Below are 15,770 nucleotides of genomic sequence, written 5' to 3' on the forward strand. Positions count from 1 at the left end.
TGAGTCGAGATCGGATGACGCACTGACATGCGGCCGAATTTGACCACCTGGTTCAACATATTTCTATTATCGAGGTTCACATCATGTTTACTTATCGCAATGCCTTTGCTCTCGTTACCGGCGCATCCATGGGCCTTGGTGAAGCGTTCGCCGAAGCACTCGCCGCACGAGGCACCAATCTCGTTCTCGTAGCACGTTCGTTCGACACGTTGAATGCCCTGGCGAAGCGACTCACTGAACAGTACCGCGTCCAGGCCATTGTATTGACGGCCGACCTGGCCGAGCGCGATGCCGTGACGCGCATCAGCGAAGAGCTTGAACGGCAGCATATCGCGGTGGACCTGCTCGTCAACAATGCTGGCTTTGGACTCACCGGCGACTTTTTATCGAACCCGCTGGCCAGGGAGGAAGACCTGATCCAGGTGAATATCCAGGCCTTGGTGAGTCTCTCCCACAGGCTCGGTACGGCGATGGCTGCCCGGAAAAAGGGTGGCATCATCAACGTGGCCTCCAATGCGTCCTTCCAGCCCATTCCGTACATGGCGACATACGCGGCGAGCAAGGCATTCGTGCTCCATTTCACGGAAGCACTGGGTCATGAGCTGTCTCAGAGCAATGTACAGGTGATGGCGACCTGTCCCGGCCCCACCGCAACCAAATTCTTCGATGCAATATCGGCTACGCAGCCCTCTATAAAAATGGACACAGCAGAGGTTGTCGTCAAAAGGACTCTGCAAGCCTTTGATCGTCAGCAGCGGGTGGTGTATCCGGGGCGGTCCAGCGTGCGCATCACCTCATGGTTGCCCCGTGTTATTCCGCGCGCGCTCGCCGTTCGCGCCGCCGCGGCTGCGTCGCGTGGGATGGGTCTTCACTGAGTTGTTTCCTTGCAGACCGTTCACAGTTGCGATTCCATCGCTTTTAATTTCGTCAGAGATTCGATCTGCACTTGTCCATAGCGTAATTTCAATACACCCGAAGCAACCATCGCCTTGAGTTCCAGCGCAAGCGTCTGCCGGGTGATACCCAACATCATGGCCAGGTCATCTTGAGTGACGTTGAGGAGGTGTCGTTCGTTCAACGATTGGGTCGCGTCCCCTCTGGCGAGGTGTTCAAGGCGACGTGCAATTCGTACACGAGTCGAACGCAGCATAGTGTCTTCCAGCATCTTGTAGACCAGCCGGGAATGCGTTGCCTGAAGTGCGGCAATCGCTCTGGCGAAGCTGTTATGAGCCATGAGGTTGTCGAACGCCTGCGGATCGATACACAGTACGTGTGCAGGGTCCGTCGCGCTGATGTCGTGCACCCGAGGCAGGCCATCGAGCAACGACGTCTCACCAAACCAGTTGCCGGGCTCTAACACCGTCAGGATGGCTTCCTTGCCATCTTCTCGTAACGTCGACACTTTCAGAGCGCCTCGGACCAGTCCATAGAAACAGCCCGGTGCATCTCCTTGACGAACGAGGTACTCGCCTGAGTTGAGGCGTTGCAACCTGGCCTCTGCCAACAGTGTCACTTGAATGGGGTGTTCAAGACTCGCAAACCATGGATTAGCAGTCATCCATGTCAGAAGTAGATCCATATCAAACATCGCGCTGACCTCTCGCCGTTCAGACGACATAGTGAGCCGCTCTGCGGCCTTGAGGCAACCTCGGTTCATGCGTTTAAAAAGGTGTCCAATTGCAAGATTCATTGCAGTTCGTGGCAGCGCAAAACCCTAACCTTGCGCTCAATCAGTGCCCCTTGTTTCGGGATGCGGGACACAGGAGAAACCATGAACAATCACGCAACAACTCAAACGGAGTAAATCCATGTCAGTGGCAGAAGATGTTGTATGGATCACAGGCGCCTCCTCAGGCATCGGTGAGGCATTGGCGGGTATTTTCTTGCGTGAAGGCGCTAAGGTCATCCTGTCTGGACGTCGAGTAGAAGAACTCCTCAGGGTTGCCGCTCAAGCACCTGAACGGACCTTGGTACTGCCTTTCGACACGACCGACTTCGCAGCACTCGATGACGTGGTTGAACGCGCCTGGAACTGGTGCGGTCGAATCGATCGTTTGATTAACAATGCAGGGGTAAGCCAGCGAAGCCTCGCGCTGGATACTCATTTCGATGTGTATCGTCAGCTGATTGATGTCGATTACCTGGCCCCCGTTGCTCTCACTCAAAATCTTTTACCCCGCATGGTCGCGCGTCGCAGCGGGCAGATCGCGGTCGTCAGCTCCGTCGCCGGAAAGGTGGGGGCTCCCTTGCGCGCAGGTTACTGCGGGGCCAAACATGCCGTGATCGGATATTTCGATGCGTTACGCGCGGAAGTCGAGCAGGCCTATGGCATCCACGTCAGTGTCATCCTGCCTGGTTCAGTCAAAACCCCGATAGCCATCCATTCACTTGAAGGTGATGGCTCTTCGCGCGGTCGTTCCGATGACAATATCGAACACGGGATGGATGTGGAGGTAGCCGCTGGACTCATCTTCGACGGTTTGAAAAAGCACAGCCGGGAAATTCCAGTCGCTGATGGCATGGAAGGGCTCGCCTTGCAATGGCGCCTGACTGACCCCGAAAAACTGTATGCCATCCTGGCGCAAGAAGGGGCGCGTCTCGCGCAAGTGCGGGAACAAAAAGGCGCTGGTAGCTCTATAGACCCGTCTGATATTCAATCGGGATTGTAGTGGATCATCACTTTCTCTCATCAACGCGCAGGACAATATCTGACATGCGACTTATCAGCCAAAGCTTTCAGGACGGACAAAAAATAGACGGCGAATTCGCGTTCGCGGTGCCCGATGCAACCTCGCACGTTGCGTTATCGTCAAACCGGAACCCTCATCTTGCATGGAGCGAGGTGCCCGAAGGTACGCAATCGTTCGTAGTGGTCTGCCACGATCCTGATGTTCCGAGCCGTGGCGACGACGTGAATCAGGTCGGTCGTGAAGTACCATCCTCGCTGCCGCGCATCGACTTTTTCCATTGGCTGCTGCTCGACATTCCGGCCGGCATTACCCAGATTCCAGCCGGGTCGCATTCGAGCCACGTGACTGCGCGTGGTAAATCCGGCCCAGTAGCACCCGAAGGGTGGCGCCACGGGATCAACGATTACACCAGCTGGTTCGCGAACGATGATCAGATGACGGGCGACTACTATGGCTACGATGGTCCCTGTCCTCCGTGGAACGACGCGCTGGTTCATCGCTATATCTTCACGGTTTACGCCCTCGCCACGCCGATGCTCGAAGTCGCGGGCCCGCTGACCGGTACGAACGTCCGCGCGGCGCTTGATTCGGCCCAAGTCCTCGGACGAGCCAGCCTGACCGGAATCTACAGCCTGAACCCCTCGGTTTCGCTCGGCTGAGCGGCAGGTGGACGAGACTCAAGCATGGCCTCGTCGCAAGTCGCCAATGCCGTCCCCGTTTCGGCAAGGCTGACGTCTGCCAGCGTTTGGCAGCTGCCATCCGGTGGCTGCCCCGGCACTTCTCTATTGCCATCGCCATCCGCGATGGCAAGCTCGCCAATGCCTGATATACGACTCCCTTTTCCCCTCCTAACATCGGTCGCACATGACCATTCGTTCGCCAATTGCCTTCGTCGGCGCACGAGTTTCCAAAAATAATAAGTTGAGTTCCACGAGGTTCAACCATGAAAACCCTAGCGGCCAGTTCTGCGGCCAGTGCCCCTTTAGTCCATGGAGTCGGTCAACTGACCGCCGGCCAGCGTTACATTACGTTGGGTGGCTCATGGGCCGCCTGGTTGTTTGATGCGCTGGACGCGACAATCTTCGGCTTTGTCCTGCTGGCGATCGCCAAGACCTTCTCCGTTGGTTTGGGCGATATCGTTTCCACCGTTGCCTGGTTTCTGCTGGCGACCGGTATTGGCGGTTTCTTCCTCGGTAATGTTTCCGACAAGATCGGCCGCAAGAAAACCATGATGCTGTCGGTGTTCGTCTACGGTACCGGCACCTTGCTCTGTGCCTTTGCCGACAGCCTTTGGCAACTCAATCTGTTCCGCTTCTGCGTCGGCGTCGCCGTGGGTGGATTGTGGTCCGCCGCTGCAGCGCTGGTATCGGAGATCTGGCCACCGGCCGGGCGCGCCAAGGCCTTTGCGGTGATGCAGACCGGTTGGTCGGGTGGTGGTCTTCTGGCGGCGATTTTCGCCTGGAGTTTCCTGGACAGCGGCAACCCCGAGTCCTGGCGGACTCTGTTCATCTATGCCTCGATCCCGGCCTTTTTCACCCTGGTGTTCATCTGGCTGTTCGTCAAGGAGTCGCCGGTATGGCTGGCCAACCGCGAATTCATGCGTCGTAACACCGACAAGGGCCGGTTGCTGGAAATCTTCCGTCCGCACTACCTGAAAGTGACCCTGCTGGGCTTGAGCATTTCGGTATTGGGCATGTATGGCTACTGGATCATCACCACCTTCATGCCGGCTTACCTACAGAACATTCTGAACGTGCGTATCGATCAGGCACCGGTGTTCGTCATCTGGATCGGCATCGGCGCCACCATCGGTTATCTGGCCTACGGCTATCTGGCGGAAAGCATCGGTCGTCGCTTGTCGTTCGCGATCTTCTTTGGCGGCATGGCGATCATGGTGCCGGTGTTTGCCTACTCGGCGACCTTGATGCCATTGACCGACGGTAAGCTTCTGTTCACCACCCAGAACGTCGTCACCCTCGGTTCGCTGGCAGCACTGTTGGGTTTCTTCACCGGATATTTCAGCGGCTTCGGCGCCTGGTACTCGGAGTTGTTCCCGACCAGCATCCGTTCTACTGCGTCGGGTTTTTGCTTCAACTTCGGGCGGGTCGGCGCCATTGCCGGCATCAAGCTGGTACCCATCCTGATTCCGCTCATCGGCTTCACCGCCACCATTTCTCTTGCTTCCGTTTCCTACGTCATCGCCGCCGTCATGGTGTTTACGCTGCAGGAAACCAAAGGCGCTCAACTCACCAGCGGCAACTGATCTGCACTATTCAGAGGACAGACCCATGAAAAATTTTCGAATCGGCCAAATCGTACCCAGCTCCAACACGACGATGGAAACTGAAATCCCGGCGATGCTGACCTCGCGTTACTCGCTGTTTCCAGAAGAGCGTTTCACCTTCCACTCCTCGCGCATGCGCATGATGCACGTCAGCCCCGAAGAGCTGAAAAAGATGGATGTCGACAGTGACCGCTGCGCGCTGGAGCTGAGCGACGCGCGGGTTGATGTCATGGCCTACGCCTGCCTGGTGGCGATCATGTGCCAGGGCGCTGGCTATCACAAAGTCTCGCAAGAGCGCCTGAGCAAAACTGTTGCCTCCAACAAGTCGACCGCCCCGGTGCTCAGCTCCGCGGGTGCGCTGATCGATAGCCTGAACATGCTCGAATACAAGAAAGTCTCGATCATCACTCCGTATATGAAACCGCTGACCCAACAGGTCATCGACTACATCGAGGCGGCCGGAATCGAAGTGGTCGACTCCATCAGTCTGGAGGTGTCCGACAATCTCGAGGTCGGTCGTCTGGACCCGATGAATCTGGTGGGCCACGCCGACAAACTGAACATCGGACAGGCCGACGGAGTGGTGCTGTCGTGCTGTGTGCAGATGCCTTCGCTGCCAGCGATCCAGGTCGTACAGGATCGCCTCGACAAACCGGTACTGTCGGCGTCGGTCGCTACCGTTTACCAGATGCTGAAAACCCTCGGCCTCAAGGCCCAGGTGCCGAACGCCGGCCATCTGTTGTCCGGAGCGTTCTGAGCCGATGCCTGACGAGGTACTATGCTGGCCATTCAGGCCAGCAAACCCGGTACCTCACATGAAACTCGATCCGGTCTCGTTGCGACTCTTCGTCAGCGTCGTCGAAGAAGGCACCATAGCTGCCGCCGCCAAGCGCGAACACATCGCTGCGGCGGCGGTCAGCAAGCGGCTCAGCGAACTGGAAGAGTTGCTCGACTCGAAACTGCTTAACCGCACCAACAAGGGCATTTCTCCGACCGACGCCGGCCTGTCGCTGTTGTTCATGGCTCGCAGTGCCCTGAACAACCTCAACGAAATCGTCGTGCAGATGCGCGAATACTCCTACGGCCGTCGTGGCTCGGTGCATGTCCTGGCCAACATCTCTGCTATCACCCAATTCATGCCCGGCTTGATCAAGTCGTTCATGGAGTTGTACCCGCTGATCAACGTCAGCCTCGAAGAAAAGCAAAGTCTGGCCATCACCAAAGCTGTGGCCGAAAACCGTGCCGACATCGGCATCTTCACGCGTCTGCCGCATGGCGCCGACATCGAGGTCTTCCCGTTTCGCACTGATCGGCTGGTGTTGCTGGTGCCCAACGGAGATCCGCTGGCCGTACGCCAATCAGTCAAGTTCAGCGAAACCCTGGAACACGAATACATTGCCTTGCGCAGCGGCACTCACCTCAACTTTCAGTTGATCAAGGCAGCCAACGACCTGGGGCGCTCGCTGAAAATCCGTATGGAAGTCTCCAGCTACGACGCGCTATGCCTGATGGTTCAGGCCGGTCTGGGCATTGGCATCATGCCGGAGGGGAGTGCGGGGATTTACAAAATGGACGGGGCGAAGGTGGTCAGGCTGGATGAGGCGTGGGCGTCCCGCGAACTCAGCGTGTGCGTAAGGTCGAGAGAGGCGTTGTCGGTCGCTGCGGGATTGTTTCTGGGGCACCTGCTCGAAGGGTAGTGAGCGCCATCCGTCTCGGTGGCTCGAAAGCAGAGTGCCGAACTTTCACGTTTGGCCATCGATATGAATCGACTCGTGACGCGATTTAACGTGGGTTGAGTGTGCGCTGCAAACACACTACACATTTCGCCCCCATACTTTGTTGAAGGCGATTGCGGCATCAAATGAATCTCGATGTTCGGTTCATTGGGCATGAGGTCTTATAGGCGATAGTGACCATGAGTCATCTCAACTACTTACGCACCTTTTTGGAGGCCTACAGAACCGGGTCTTTTTCTAAAGCTGCCGATCATCTGGGTATCACCCAGCCTGCTGCTTCAATGCACATCCAGGCACTAGAGTCGTTGGTTGGAAAACCGCTATTCGTTCGACGTGCACGGGGCGTTGTGGCGACACCTGCCGCGGATGATTTGGCTCGGGCGATTGCGCCACACCTGGATGGCCTGGAGGCAAAAATCACCACATTGAGAAACGTGTCGACGCCTCTAGGCTGGACTCTCCACATCGTCGGGCCTTCAGATTTTCTGTATACGCATATGGCTTTGGCTCTTGCGCCCTTGATCACGCAAGGCTTGCAATTACGCTTGCACACAGGAAACCGCGAACGTATTTACGCCTTGCTCAATGACGGCACCGCGGACTTGGCGATAACCGCTTCAATTCCCGACGATGTCAGGCATGGGTACATTCATTTGGCGACCGAGCATTTGCTGTTGGTTGCCGCGCCAGCGCTTGCTCAGCAGATAGAAGCACGAAATGTCACTGCCCAGACCCTTGAAAGCTTTCCACTGATTGCTTATGACGAACAGCTTCCGTTGATTCGAAGTTTCTGGCTGGGGGCTTTCAAAGCGCAACCGTTGTTACAGGCGGCAATCACAGTACCTGATATGCGGATTGTCGAATTACTGGTGCGTGCAGGGCACGGTTGGTCGGTTATTCCAGGGTATCTTTGTCACGCCAGCCTGGCTGTCGGGGCGTTAGTACCGATCACCTTTCCATTGCCGCCACCTGAGAACTCTTTTTACCTGGCGTGGAACAAAGGAGCGCTTCGTAATCCCCGTATAGGTTTTATTCGTGATTATTTGGCTGAGCTTGTTCAACAAGGCGTGTTTGCATCGAGTCTCGGTTAATAAAGCTTCGTAGAACACTCGAATACGGTTTGAGGGCGGGTACCTAAGAGAGGGTTGCAGCAGCATGTATAAAATATTTTATACATGCTGGCTGTTTTGTTGATTTTTTTGATGCTCGACGAGTGAATAGCATCTGCCCTTATCAATTGCCGAGCACGTTGCCTGGCATCGAGTAAGGAGTTCTCTGAAATGCCTTTCGTCATCTACATATTCGCCCTCAGCGCGTTCGCGCTGGGGCTGGCCGAGTTTGTACCGATAGGTCTTACCGACGTCATGGCGGGCAGTTTGAATGTCGACGTGGGGCAGGTGGGTAAGGCGATTACTGCTTATGCCCTGGGCGCCACTTTCTCGGCCCCGATCTTGAGTGCGCTCACCGCAAGCTGGCCGCGCAAGAATGTCATGTTGGTGACGGGGGTCATCTTCAGCCTGGGTAGCCTGGTCGCCGCGCTATCGAGTGACATTACGACGATGCTGGGCGCTCGGTTCGTTGCGGGGATGGGGCACGGTTTGTTTCTCGCCGTCGCATCGAGTACCGCCGCGCGGTTAGCCGGTCCGCATCGGGCGGGCAGTGCGGTTGCGTTGGTTTTTGGCGGCTTCACCCTGGCGATGGCTATCGGTGTCCCTATCAGCACTTACTTGGGCAGTTTTGTTTCCTGGCGGCCACTTTTTCTCTCCATTGCAGCGTTTGGTGCGCTCGGTTTTTTCGGCCTTCTATTGGGCATGAAGGAGCCGCCCCAAGAGTCTGTCCAGCATCCTCTCAACAGTGCGCAGCAGGGGTTGCGCGCTCTGTTCAACACTAAGCTGCTGGTCGGTACCCTGGTCACAGTCATGGCTTACGGAGGCACATTCATCCTGTACACCTATATCGCACCGATCCTGATCCAGCTGACTGAACTCAGCAGGTATACCGTCAGCATTTACATGATGATCTACGGTGTGGCGGCGGCGATTGGCAACATCATCGGCGGAAAAATGGCTGATAGTCTCGGCGTGGATCGGGCGAGCTTGATAATAGTCGCCGGAATCGTGATGGTGCTGTTGGCGATGTGGCTGCTGGTTAGCTCGCCCATCAGCATGGCTATTCTGGTCGCGTTACTGGGCCTGTTGAGCTTCGCCGCTGTACCAGCGTTGCAGGCTCGCCTGCTTGGCATCGCCGAAGTTCATGTTCATGGTGCGCACAGCGTGGCGGCCGGCTTGAACATCGCCGGATTTAACTCGGGTATTGCGCTAGGTTCGTTGCTCGGGGGGGCCACCATCAGTGCTGTAGGCATTTCCTACACTGGGGTGATGGCAGCTGTTGTCTCCGGCATGGGTTTGTTACTGCTGTTGCTGCAAGTCGATCGCTCTAAAAACACAGAGTACGCAACGGCGGAAAGTGGCACTTAGCCGAGTTACCGCTGGATTTCCACACACCGGCTTCACGTCCGGATAGGTGGCTTGGCGGGGAGCAGACGAAGATCCCGCTGAACAGAAAATGTGCCGGCGACCTGGATAATCTACCCAAGCGCCGACACATTTTTCAAGGTTGCTGTTACGCCTTGCTTGAGGTCTTGGCAGCGAAAACACCATCACCCAGCAGGGCCACAACCAGAGCAGTCACGCAAAGGTAGATTGGGTATTCCCAACCACCGTTGGCATTGGTGAAGCTCCAGCCATTGCCGAAGTGTACGGTCGCAGCAACGAAAAGCTGAAGAACGGCAATCGCGGCTACCCAGCGTGCATAGACACCCAATACCAGCATCAACCCGCCGATTACTTCAAATGCCATGACCGGGTAGGCCAGGAAGCCGGGGAAACCTATGGATTCGAAAAAGCCGGCAGTGCCCGCAGGCGTGAAAACCAAAACTTTGGTCAGGCCGTGAGCAATGAACATGATGCCCAGTGCCAGGCGCATAGCAAATGCGGCGTAGGGAGCGGTACGTGAATCAATCATGGTGAGGTTCCTTTTGTTTAGTTAGAAAGTGACAGCGTGGTTGTCAGCCACTGCGAAAAATCGGCCAGCTCTTCAGCGACAATCTCGTGGGCCATGTTGTAGAAATGTGTTTCGTGTACGACGCCAATTCGATCCAGCCAGGCGTCAGCTTCTTTCGCCCAATCGACGGGTAAGACGTTGTCCTGATGGCCATGGGCGATGAAGGCCGAGACCGACTTGAGCCGATCGGGTGTTGCGATCTGGGGAGCAATTTCCCGTAGCATCCGTCCACTCAATATCGCGAAGCCTGCAACCTGCTCAGGTTCGGTGACCCCGAGGCTCGCACTCATGATGCCGCCCTGACTGAAACCTGCGATCACGGTGGGCAGCTTGGGCAGCGCTCCAATGAAGCGATGCAAGAGTTTGCGACTGGATTCCGCCTGCTCTTGATTGAACGAGGGGCCATTACTGGTGAAGTTCACCTGATACCAGGCGAAGCCTTGTGGGCCAACCTGCAGCGGGCCGCGGAGCAGAATCAGCTCCAGCTCCTGGGGCAGGGATCCGGCCAGAGCTGCGAGGTTCGCTTCATTCGAGCCTACGCCATGCAGCAGCAGCAGGCGGGCCCTGGGGGCCGAGGTGCTCGCCTTACGGAAAAACAGGCCCGACTCCGGCTCTCGGACCGGTTCAGAAAAAGTAGTGTCACGCATGGTATGCAACGCCTTGGCTGGGTTGAGTCGGCTCGACTCCATCAGTGTTGGTCGAGGAAAAAAGGTAGCTATCCATCGCCAGTACCCCGTAGGTCACGCCGCCTTCCAGGATGCGTGCTTCATAGCTTTCGCCGGCTGCGCCCAAGGCGATAAGCAGCGGTAAGAAATGCTCATCGGTTGGATGGGCTCGCTCGGCTGAAGGCGCGTGTTGCTTGTAGTCCAGCAGGTGATCGGTATTACCCGCTTGCAGTGTCTGGGCTGTCCAGGCAGCAAACTCTTTCACGTAGTCAGCCCCGTGGCTGGTCGCCCCACGAAACTCATACAAGTTATGGGTAAGGCTTCCAGAGGCCACGATCAGCACATTCATATCCCGAAGCGGCTTGAGCGCTTCACCCAGTTTCCAGGCCTGGTGTGTATCGAGCCTGGCAGGCATCGAAACCTGAACCACCGGTACGTCAGCCTCGGGAGCCAGATACAAAAGGGGTACCCAGGCGCCGTGATCCAGACCTCGATGAGGATCGAGTCGGGATTTCCATCCCGCTGTCTGCAACAGACCCACGATATGGGCTGCCAGAGCCGGAGCGCCTGGCGCGGGGTAGTTCAACTGGTACAACGCCTCGGGAAAACCGCCGAAGTCGTGGATGGTGTTAGGGGCGGTGCTCGCTGTAACGCGGACTTCGCCAGGTGTCATCCAGTGTGGGGAAAGGATGACGATGGCATCAGGTCGCGGCAGTTCGCGACCGAGCTCGGCCAGACGTTGACCCGCCAGACCGGGCTCGATGGCAAACATCGGAGCACCATGAGACACAAACAACAGGGGGAACGAAGTGTTCATGGTAGGGACTCCGAAATGATTACTTGTTAAGCCAGACCGGGGCGATGGAAGTGCCCAGGCCTGCGCTATAGCCGAGATAGATGTTCAGGCCTGCCAGTGGCTCGAGGTAACGGGCATTGATTAGTCCACCAGCGTCCACCGTGTTCCAGCCCATGCTCTGTGCAAGCGAGATCGCGGTCTGTTTGGCACGGTCATTGTCAGCTGCGACAAACACACTGCCACGTTGGTTGTCAGAGAATTCAGGGCCATCTGCGAGCACTTGAGCGAACAGGGTGTTGAACGCTTTAACCACGTGGGCTTGAGACACCGCTTTGGCAATTTCTTCGCAGGCGCTGGTCACGTGACCGATCGTCAACGACATGTAGTCAGCGCTCAGCGGGTTGGTAATGTCGATGACAACTTTGCCCGTCAGATCACCCAGGCTTTGCAGTGCCGCTGCAGCGTCACCGTAGGCAGTCGCAACGACAACGACGTCGCTGTCACCCAAGGCTTGCGCAGCAGGATAGGCGCTGACATTTTCAAACTGAGCGGCCAAGGCTTGGGCCTTGTCGATGTCACGGCCGGTGATTCGAACGATATGTCCGGCACTGGACAACTGTTTTGCGAACGCCGAACCCATGTTCCCGGTACCAATTACTGTGATTTTCATGGCTACCTCGTTTGCGTTGATTTGCGTTTCGATGGGCTAAGTTTATAGGTTGAAAATTTGAGATAAATAAGGCCGAATGTGATTAATAGTTCCACTAAGTGAGACAATTATGGATCGGGCGTTGGAGATGCAGGTCTTCTGCATGGTCGTCGACAAGGGCAGCTTCGTAGGGGCCGCTGAGCCGCTGGAGATGTCCAAGGCGGCCATTTCGCGCTATGTGAGTGGGCTCGAAGAGCGCTTGGGTGCACGGTTACTGCACCGCACGACTCGCCGGCTTTCGTTGACTGAGGAGGGGCGGCAGTTCTACCACCAGGCGCGCGAGGTGTTGGCGCTGATGGATCAGGCGGAGGAGGCTGTTTCGTCGGCAGCGCCGGAGCCCAGTGGGGTGCTCAGGGTGAACGCCCCGGTCAGTTTTGGTGTGCTGCACCTGGCTCCGGTATGGGCTGACTTCATGAAGGCCTACCCCAAAGTCGAATTGGACATCAGCTTGAATGACCGGCTGGTGGATCTTGTAGAGGAGGGGTTCGATGCCGCTGTTCGCATTGCGCGTATGGAAAATTCTTCTTTGGTCGGGCGGCGTTTGGCCAGCACTCGGATGTGCCTGTGTGCCTCACCCGCGTATTTGGCTAGCCATGCTCCAGTCCGCACGTTGTCTGATCTGACAGAGCACGGCGTGATTGCCTATACAAACTTTGCCAGCGGGAATGAATGGCAATTCCAGGGCCCTGATGGCGGTGAAAGCGTGCGTACACGCTCGGTTGTTCGCTGCAACAATGGCGATACCTGTCGCAGCATTGCGTTAGCGGGGGGAGGGATTTCTTTGCAGCCCAGCTTCATGGTGGCCGATGATTTGCGCTCTGGCGACCTGGTAGAGATTCTGCCCGAGTACCAGTCCGTCGAATTGGGGATCTACGTGGTGTATCCCTCTCGCAAGCACCTGCCACCCAAGGTTCGCGTACTCATAAATTTTTTGGCGGAACGATTTGCCCGTCCTCATTGGGAGCAGTGACAGGCATGGCGATGCTAGCGCTGTTCCGCTTCAAATTGGGCATGATGATCACCCTGGCGGGCTGCTGTGCGGCTGGAATCATCCATTTCGCCAGGGTGCTCCAATGATCTCCAGACGGTGTCCAGTCAACCCGCAGCGTAACGAAAGAGAGGTTAATTCATGAAATGGATTACCCGTGAGCGGCCGAAAATTGACCGCAATGCTTACCCCTGGCTGATTGCACGCTTCATTGATCCGGTGCCGGAGTTTTTGTATGTGCCTGCCAATGATGTCGTCAAAGTAGCGGCCGAGATAGGCGCGACACCCTACGACATTCAGGTGAATCAGATGAAATCCATGATCATTGCAACCAGCCTTATCCGTGCCGCGTCCCATGCTCTCGCCGCAACGGAAAGTTTGGACGCAAACGTTGAGGGGCAGGCGCCTACCGGCTGGATCTGCGGCGCGGTCGGAAAAAGCCCTGCACGCTGGGTCAAGTGAACTCGCCGGTTCTTTCCCGTGTGCTATGCGTGCGAGGCTTGCGGGCATTCGCCGACGGTTACGTCAGCTTGCTGCTGCCACTTTATCTGCTGGCATTGGGCATGCAGCCGCTTGAAGTTGGGATGATCGCCACCGGCACGCTGTTAGGCTCAGGTGTATTGACGCTCCTGGTTGGCCTCTATGCTCATCGTTTTACCTACCGCCTGTTGTTGTTAATGGCCGCGCTGCTCATGACGGGAACCGGTTTTGGTTTTGCGGCTGTCACCGATTTCTGGCCTTTGCTGATGATTGCCATAGTCGGGACATTGAATCCGTCCAGCGGCGACGTCAGCGTATTCTTGCCGCTAGAGCACGCTGTGCTTTCCGGTTTGGTAGACGAACGCCGGCGAACGGCGGTGTTTGCCCGCTATAGTCTGATCGCTGCGTTGGCTGCCGCATTTGGTGCGCTGTTCGCTGGTGCGCCTGATTGGATAGTCGCGACATCCGGGCTCGACAGGAAAAAAGCGCTACAAGCGATGTTTATCCTTTACGGCTTATTGGGACTGGCATCGGCGCTGATTTATTCCACGCTACCTCAGGAGATCGGCACAGACGAGCACAAGGCGCAGGCTGCACCATTACAAAAATCGAAGCGGGTCGTTTATACCCTTGCAGCCTTGTTCAGCCTGGATGCGTTCGGGGGTGGCTTTGTGGTGCAATCGATGATTGCGTTGTGGCTTTTCGAGAAGTTTCAGCTTTCCACCACGGTCGCTGGCGAGATTTTTTTCTGGACCGGAGTATTGACGGCGTTTTCATATCTGGCGGCGAACCGCATTGCCGATCGGTTTGGACTCGTGAATACGATGGTGTTTACGCACTTACCCTCTAGCCTGTTCTTGATCCTCATTCCACTGATGCCGACATTGAGCCTGGCAATTATCTTGCTGCTTGCGCGCAGCGCGTTGTCGCAAATGGATGTGCCGACTCGTAGCTCCTACATCATGGCAATCGTGCCGCCCGGGGAGCGCGCAGCTGCGGCCAGTATCACGACGGTCCCACGTAGCCTGGCGTCAGCTTTGAGCCCGCTGCTTGCTGGTTATTTGCTGGGCTTATCGACCTTTGGTTGGCCATTGGTGATCGCGGGCGGTTTGAAGATCACCTACGACTTACTGCTGCTTGGTATGTTTCGGAATATACGACCACCAGAAGAAAGCGACCAGAAGCGCTAGATAGGGGGGCGTGCCGAGACAAGGGGAAAATTCATTCATTTTGTTCATAACGTGTTGTTTTTTATAAAATTGTTCTCTCGGTTATATTCCTGATCAGAACTGGAGCTGCTTACTCTACAGCGCGTTTTATTGCGGTGTCCGACCTGGACAAGGGCGAGCTCGAAGCCTTCGGTCAACTGGTTGAAAAAGGGATGTAGAATGATTTCTCTGTACAGAGGGCCCGAGACATGAAATCGATTATCTACTTGATCATTGGAGTGCTTGCGTGCCTGTTCACTCCCGTGACCTTTGCTCAGGACCAGTTTGCCTACACCATTTCCAACAGCATCCTCAGGACCGGCCCGGACCTCGCCTATCCGCCCATCCTGACCGTACCTCGGGGCTCGATGGTGACGATCTATGGCTGCCTCGGCGACTGGCAGTGGTGCGATGTCAGCTGGCAGGGCGAACGCGGTTGGATAGCGGGCAACTTACTTGAGTACGATTACTACGGGCAGCGCGCGGTAATACCCTACTATGGCGCCCAGATAGGTATGCCCATTCTGATCTTCGGCTTCGACAGCTACTGGAACCGCCACTACCACAATCGGGACTGGTTCCGCCATCGTGCTCGCTGGCGTCACATTCACATGCATTCACGGCTACAGCAGCCGCAACAGAGACTGCTTCAACAGCAGCACCAGGCTGGACAGCTACTGCATCAGCCGCAGCTAATGCCTCAGCCGCAGCTACAACCGCAGATGCTGCCGCAACAGAGACTGCCTCAACAGCAGCACGGGGCTGGACAGCTACTGCATCAGCCGCAGCTAACGCCTCAGCCGCAGCTACAACCGCAGCTACAACCGCAGATGCTGCCGCAACAGAGACTGCCCCAACAGCAGCGCGAGTCGGGACAGCTGCCGCATCAGCCGCAGCTAATGCCTCAGCCGCAGCTACAACCGCAGCCGCTGCCGCAACAGAGACTGCCTCAACAGCAGCGCGAGTCGGGACAGCTGCCGCATCAGCCGCAGCTAATGCCTCAGCCGCAGCTACAACCGCAGCCGCTGCCGCAACAGAGACTGCCCCAACAGCAGCGCGAGTCGGGACAGCTACCGCATCAGCCGCAGCTAATGCCTCAGCCGCAGCTACAACCGCAGCCGCTGCCGCAACAGAGACTGCCCCAACAGCAG

General features: G+C 56.7%; 17 protein-coding genes. 12 read left to right on the forward strand and 5 right to left on the reverse strand.

Annotation, left to right across the window (positions count from 1 at the left end; genetic code table 11):
• Positions 1-83: 83 nt before the first annotated feature.
• Positions 84-875, forward strand: a complete 792-nt coding sequence (locus AC07VR_RS24665) for an SDR family NAD(P)-dependent oxidoreductase (RefSeq protein WP_494992870.1) — start codon at positions 84-86, stop codon at positions 873-875.
• Positions 876-895: 20 nt separating this feature from the next.
• Here AC07VR_RS24665 and AC07VR_RS24670 read toward each other — a convergent pair whose 3' ends face one another.
• Positions 896-1,690, reverse strand: a complete 795-nt coding sequence (locus AC07VR_RS24670; RefSeq protein ID WP_495012842.1) for a Crp/Fnr family transcriptional regulator — start codon at positions 1,688-1,690, stop codon at positions 896-898.
• Between the two features lie 118 nt (positions 1,691-1,808).
• Between AC07VR_RS24670 and AC07VR_RS24675 the strand changes: the two genes are divergently transcribed.
• From AC07VR_RS24675 to AC07VR_RS24705, 7 genes are all read left to right on the forward strand, one after another.
• Positions 1,809-2,669, forward strand: a complete 861-nt coding sequence (locus AC07VR_RS24675; protein WP_495012843.1) for an SDR family NAD(P)-dependent oxidoreductase — start codon at positions 1,809-1,811, stop codon at positions 2,667-2,669.
• Between the two features lie 44 nt (positions 2,670-2,713).
• A complete protein-coding gene (locus tag AC07VR_RS24680) occupies positions 2,714-3,349 on the forward strand; it encodes a YbhB/YbcL family Raf kinase inhibitor-like protein (protein WP_494992873.1) in 636 nt (211 codons plus the stop codon).
• A 284-nt stretch (positions 3,350-3,633) separates the two neighbouring features.
• Complete coding sequence (locus AC07VR_RS24685; RefSeq protein WP_495012844.1) at positions 3,634-4,953, forward strand: MFS transporter; 1,320 nt, start codon at positions 3,634-3,636, stop codon at positions 4,951-4,953.
• A 25-nt stretch (positions 4,954-4,978) separates the two neighbouring features.
• Positions 4,979-5,731, forward strand: coding sequence for a maleate cis-trans isomerase family protein (locus AC07VR_RS24690; protein WP_494992875.1), 753 nt, complete (start codon positions 4,979-4,981; stop codon positions 5,729-5,731).
• Positions 5,732-5,789: 58 nt separating this feature from the next.
• Positions 5,790-6,671, forward strand: coding sequence for a LysR family transcriptional regulator (locus AC07VR_RS24695; RefSeq protein ID WP_494992876.1), 882 nt, complete (start codon positions 5,790-5,792; stop codon positions 6,669-6,671).
• Between the two features lie 218 nt (positions 6,672-6,889).
• On the forward strand, positions 6,890-7,801 hold the full coding sequence (locus AC07VR_RS24700) for a LysR family transcriptional regulator (protein ID WP_495012845.1): 912 nt from the start codon (positions 6,890-6,892) through the stop codon (positions 7,799-7,801).
• 189 nt (positions 7,802-7,990) lie between these two features.
• On the forward strand, positions 7,991-9,187 hold the full coding sequence (locus AC07VR_RS24705; RefSeq protein WP_495012846.1) for an MFS transporter: 1,197 nt from the start codon (positions 7,991-7,993) through the stop codon (positions 9,185-9,187).
• 145 nt (positions 9,188-9,332) lie between these two features.
• Here AC07VR_RS24705 and AC07VR_RS24710 read toward each other — a convergent pair whose 3' ends face one another.
• Genes AC07VR_RS24710 through AC07VR_RS24725 form a run of 4 tightly spaced genes read right to left on the reverse strand, consistent with a single transcriptional unit; the run spans position 9,333 to position 11,904 of the window.
• Positions 9,333-9,734, reverse strand: a complete 402-nt coding sequence (locus tag AC07VR_RS24710) for a DoxX family protein (RefSeq protein ID WP_495012847.1) — start codon at positions 9,732-9,734, stop codon at positions 9,333-9,335.
• Between the two features lie 17 nt (positions 9,735-9,751).
• Entirely contained in the window at positions 9,752-10,420 is a 669-nt protein-coding gene (locus AC07VR_RS24715; RefSeq protein WP_495012848.1) for an alpha/beta hydrolase, read from the reverse strand.
• Positions 10,413-11,255, reverse strand: a complete 843-nt coding sequence (locus AC07VR_RS24720) for a DODA-type extradiol aromatic ring-opening family dioxygenase (protein ID WP_495012849.1) — start codon at positions 11,253-11,255, stop codon at positions 10,413-10,415. The genes AC07VR_RS24715 and AC07VR_RS24720 overlap by 8 nt, the downstream gene beginning before the upstream one ends.
• 19 nt (positions 11,256-11,274) lie before the next feature.
• Complete coding sequence (locus tag AC07VR_RS24725) at positions 11,275-11,904, reverse strand: NADPH-dependent F420 reductase (protein ID WP_495012850.1); 630 nt, start codon at positions 11,902-11,904, stop codon at positions 11,275-11,277.
• A 109-nt stretch (positions 11,905-12,013) separates the two neighbouring features.
• Here AC07VR_RS24725 and AC07VR_RS24730 point away from each other — a divergent pair, with 109 nt between their 5' ends.
• From AC07VR_RS24730 to AC07VR_RS24745, 4 genes are all read left to right on the forward strand, one after another.
• On the forward strand, positions 12,014-12,913 hold the full coding sequence (locus tag AC07VR_RS24730; RefSeq protein WP_495012851.1) for a LysR family transcriptional regulator: 900 nt from the start codon (positions 12,014-12,016) through the stop codon (positions 12,911-12,913).
• A gap of 159 nt (positions 12,914-13,072) precedes the next feature.
• A complete protein-coding gene (locus tag AC07VR_RS24735; protein WP_495012852.1) occupies positions 13,073-13,393 on the forward strand; it encodes a chromate resistance protein ChrB domain-containing protein in 321 nt (106 codons plus the stop codon).
• A gap of 29 nt (positions 13,394-13,422) precedes the next feature.
• The gene (locus AC07VR_RS24740) at positions 13,423-14,601 is read left to right on the forward strand and encodes an MFS transporter (RefSeq protein ID WP_495012902.1); all 1,179 of its coding nucleotides are present in this window, start codon (positions 13,423-13,425) and stop codon (positions 14,599-14,601) included.
• A 227-nt stretch (positions 14,602-14,828) separates the two neighbouring features.
• The coding region (locus AC07VR_RS24745) for an SH3 domain-containing protein (protein WP_495012853.1) at positions 14,829-15,770 on the forward strand (942 nt) is incomplete at its 3' end.

The sequence above is a fragment of the Pseudomonas sp. GW821-FHT02H09 genome (assembly GCF_059421425.1).

Coding starts and splice junctions, on each gene's coding strand:
- AC07VR_RS24665 (WP_494992870.1), top strand. CDS start 84: ATGTTTACTTATCGCAATGCCTTTGCTCTCGTTACCGGCGCATCCATG.
- AC07VR_RS24670 (WP_495012842.1), bottom strand. CDS start 1,690: ATGAATCTTGCAATTGGACACCTTTTTAAACGCATGAACCGAGGTTGC.
- AC07VR_RS24675 (WP_495012843.1), top strand. CDS start 1,809: ATGTCAGTGGCAGAAGATGTTGTATGGATCACAGGCGCCTCCTCAGGC.
- AC07VR_RS24680 (WP_494992873.1), top strand. CDS start 2,714: ATGCGACTTATCAGCCAAAGCTTTCAGGACGGACAAAAAATAGACGGC.
- AC07VR_RS24685 (WP_495012844.1), top strand. CDS start 3,634: ATGAAAACCCTAGCGGCCAGTTCTGCGGCCAGTGCCCCTTTAGTCCAT.
- AC07VR_RS24690 (WP_494992875.1), top strand. CDS start 4,979: ATGAAAAATTTTCGAATCGGCCAAATCGTACCCAGCTCCAACACGACG.
- AC07VR_RS24695 (WP_494992876.1), top strand. CDS start 5,790: ATGAAACTCGATCCGGTCTCGTTGCGACTCTTCGTCAGCGTCGTCGAA.
- AC07VR_RS24700 (WP_495012845.1), top strand. CDS start 6,890: ATGAGTCATCTCAACTACTTACGCACCTTTTTGGAGGCCTACAGAACC.
- AC07VR_RS24705 (WP_495012846.1), top strand. CDS start 7,991: ATGCCTTTCGTCATCTACATATTCGCCCTCAGCGCGTTCGCGCTGGGG.
- AC07VR_RS24710 (WP_495012847.1), bottom strand. CDS start 9,734: ATGATTGATTCACGTACCGCTCCCTACGCCGCATTTGCTATGCGCCTG.
- AC07VR_RS24715 (WP_495012848.1), bottom strand. CDS start 10,420: ATGCGTGACACTACTTTTTCTGAACCGGTCCGAGAGCCGGAGTCGGGC.
- AC07VR_RS24720 (WP_495012849.1), bottom strand. CDS start 11,255: ATGAACACTTCGTTCCCCCTGTTGTTTGTGTCTCATGGTGCTCCGATG.
- AC07VR_RS24725 (WP_495012850.1), bottom strand. CDS start 11,904: ATGAAAATCACAGTAATTGGTACCGGGAACATGGGTTCGGCGTTCGCA.
- AC07VR_RS24730 (WP_495012851.1), top strand. CDS start 12,014: ATGGATCGGGCGTTGGAGATGCAGGTCTTCTGCATGGTCGTCGACAAG.
- AC07VR_RS24735 (WP_495012852.1), top strand. CDS start 13,073: ATGAAATGGATTACCCGTGAGCGGCCGAAAATTGACCGCAATGCTTAC.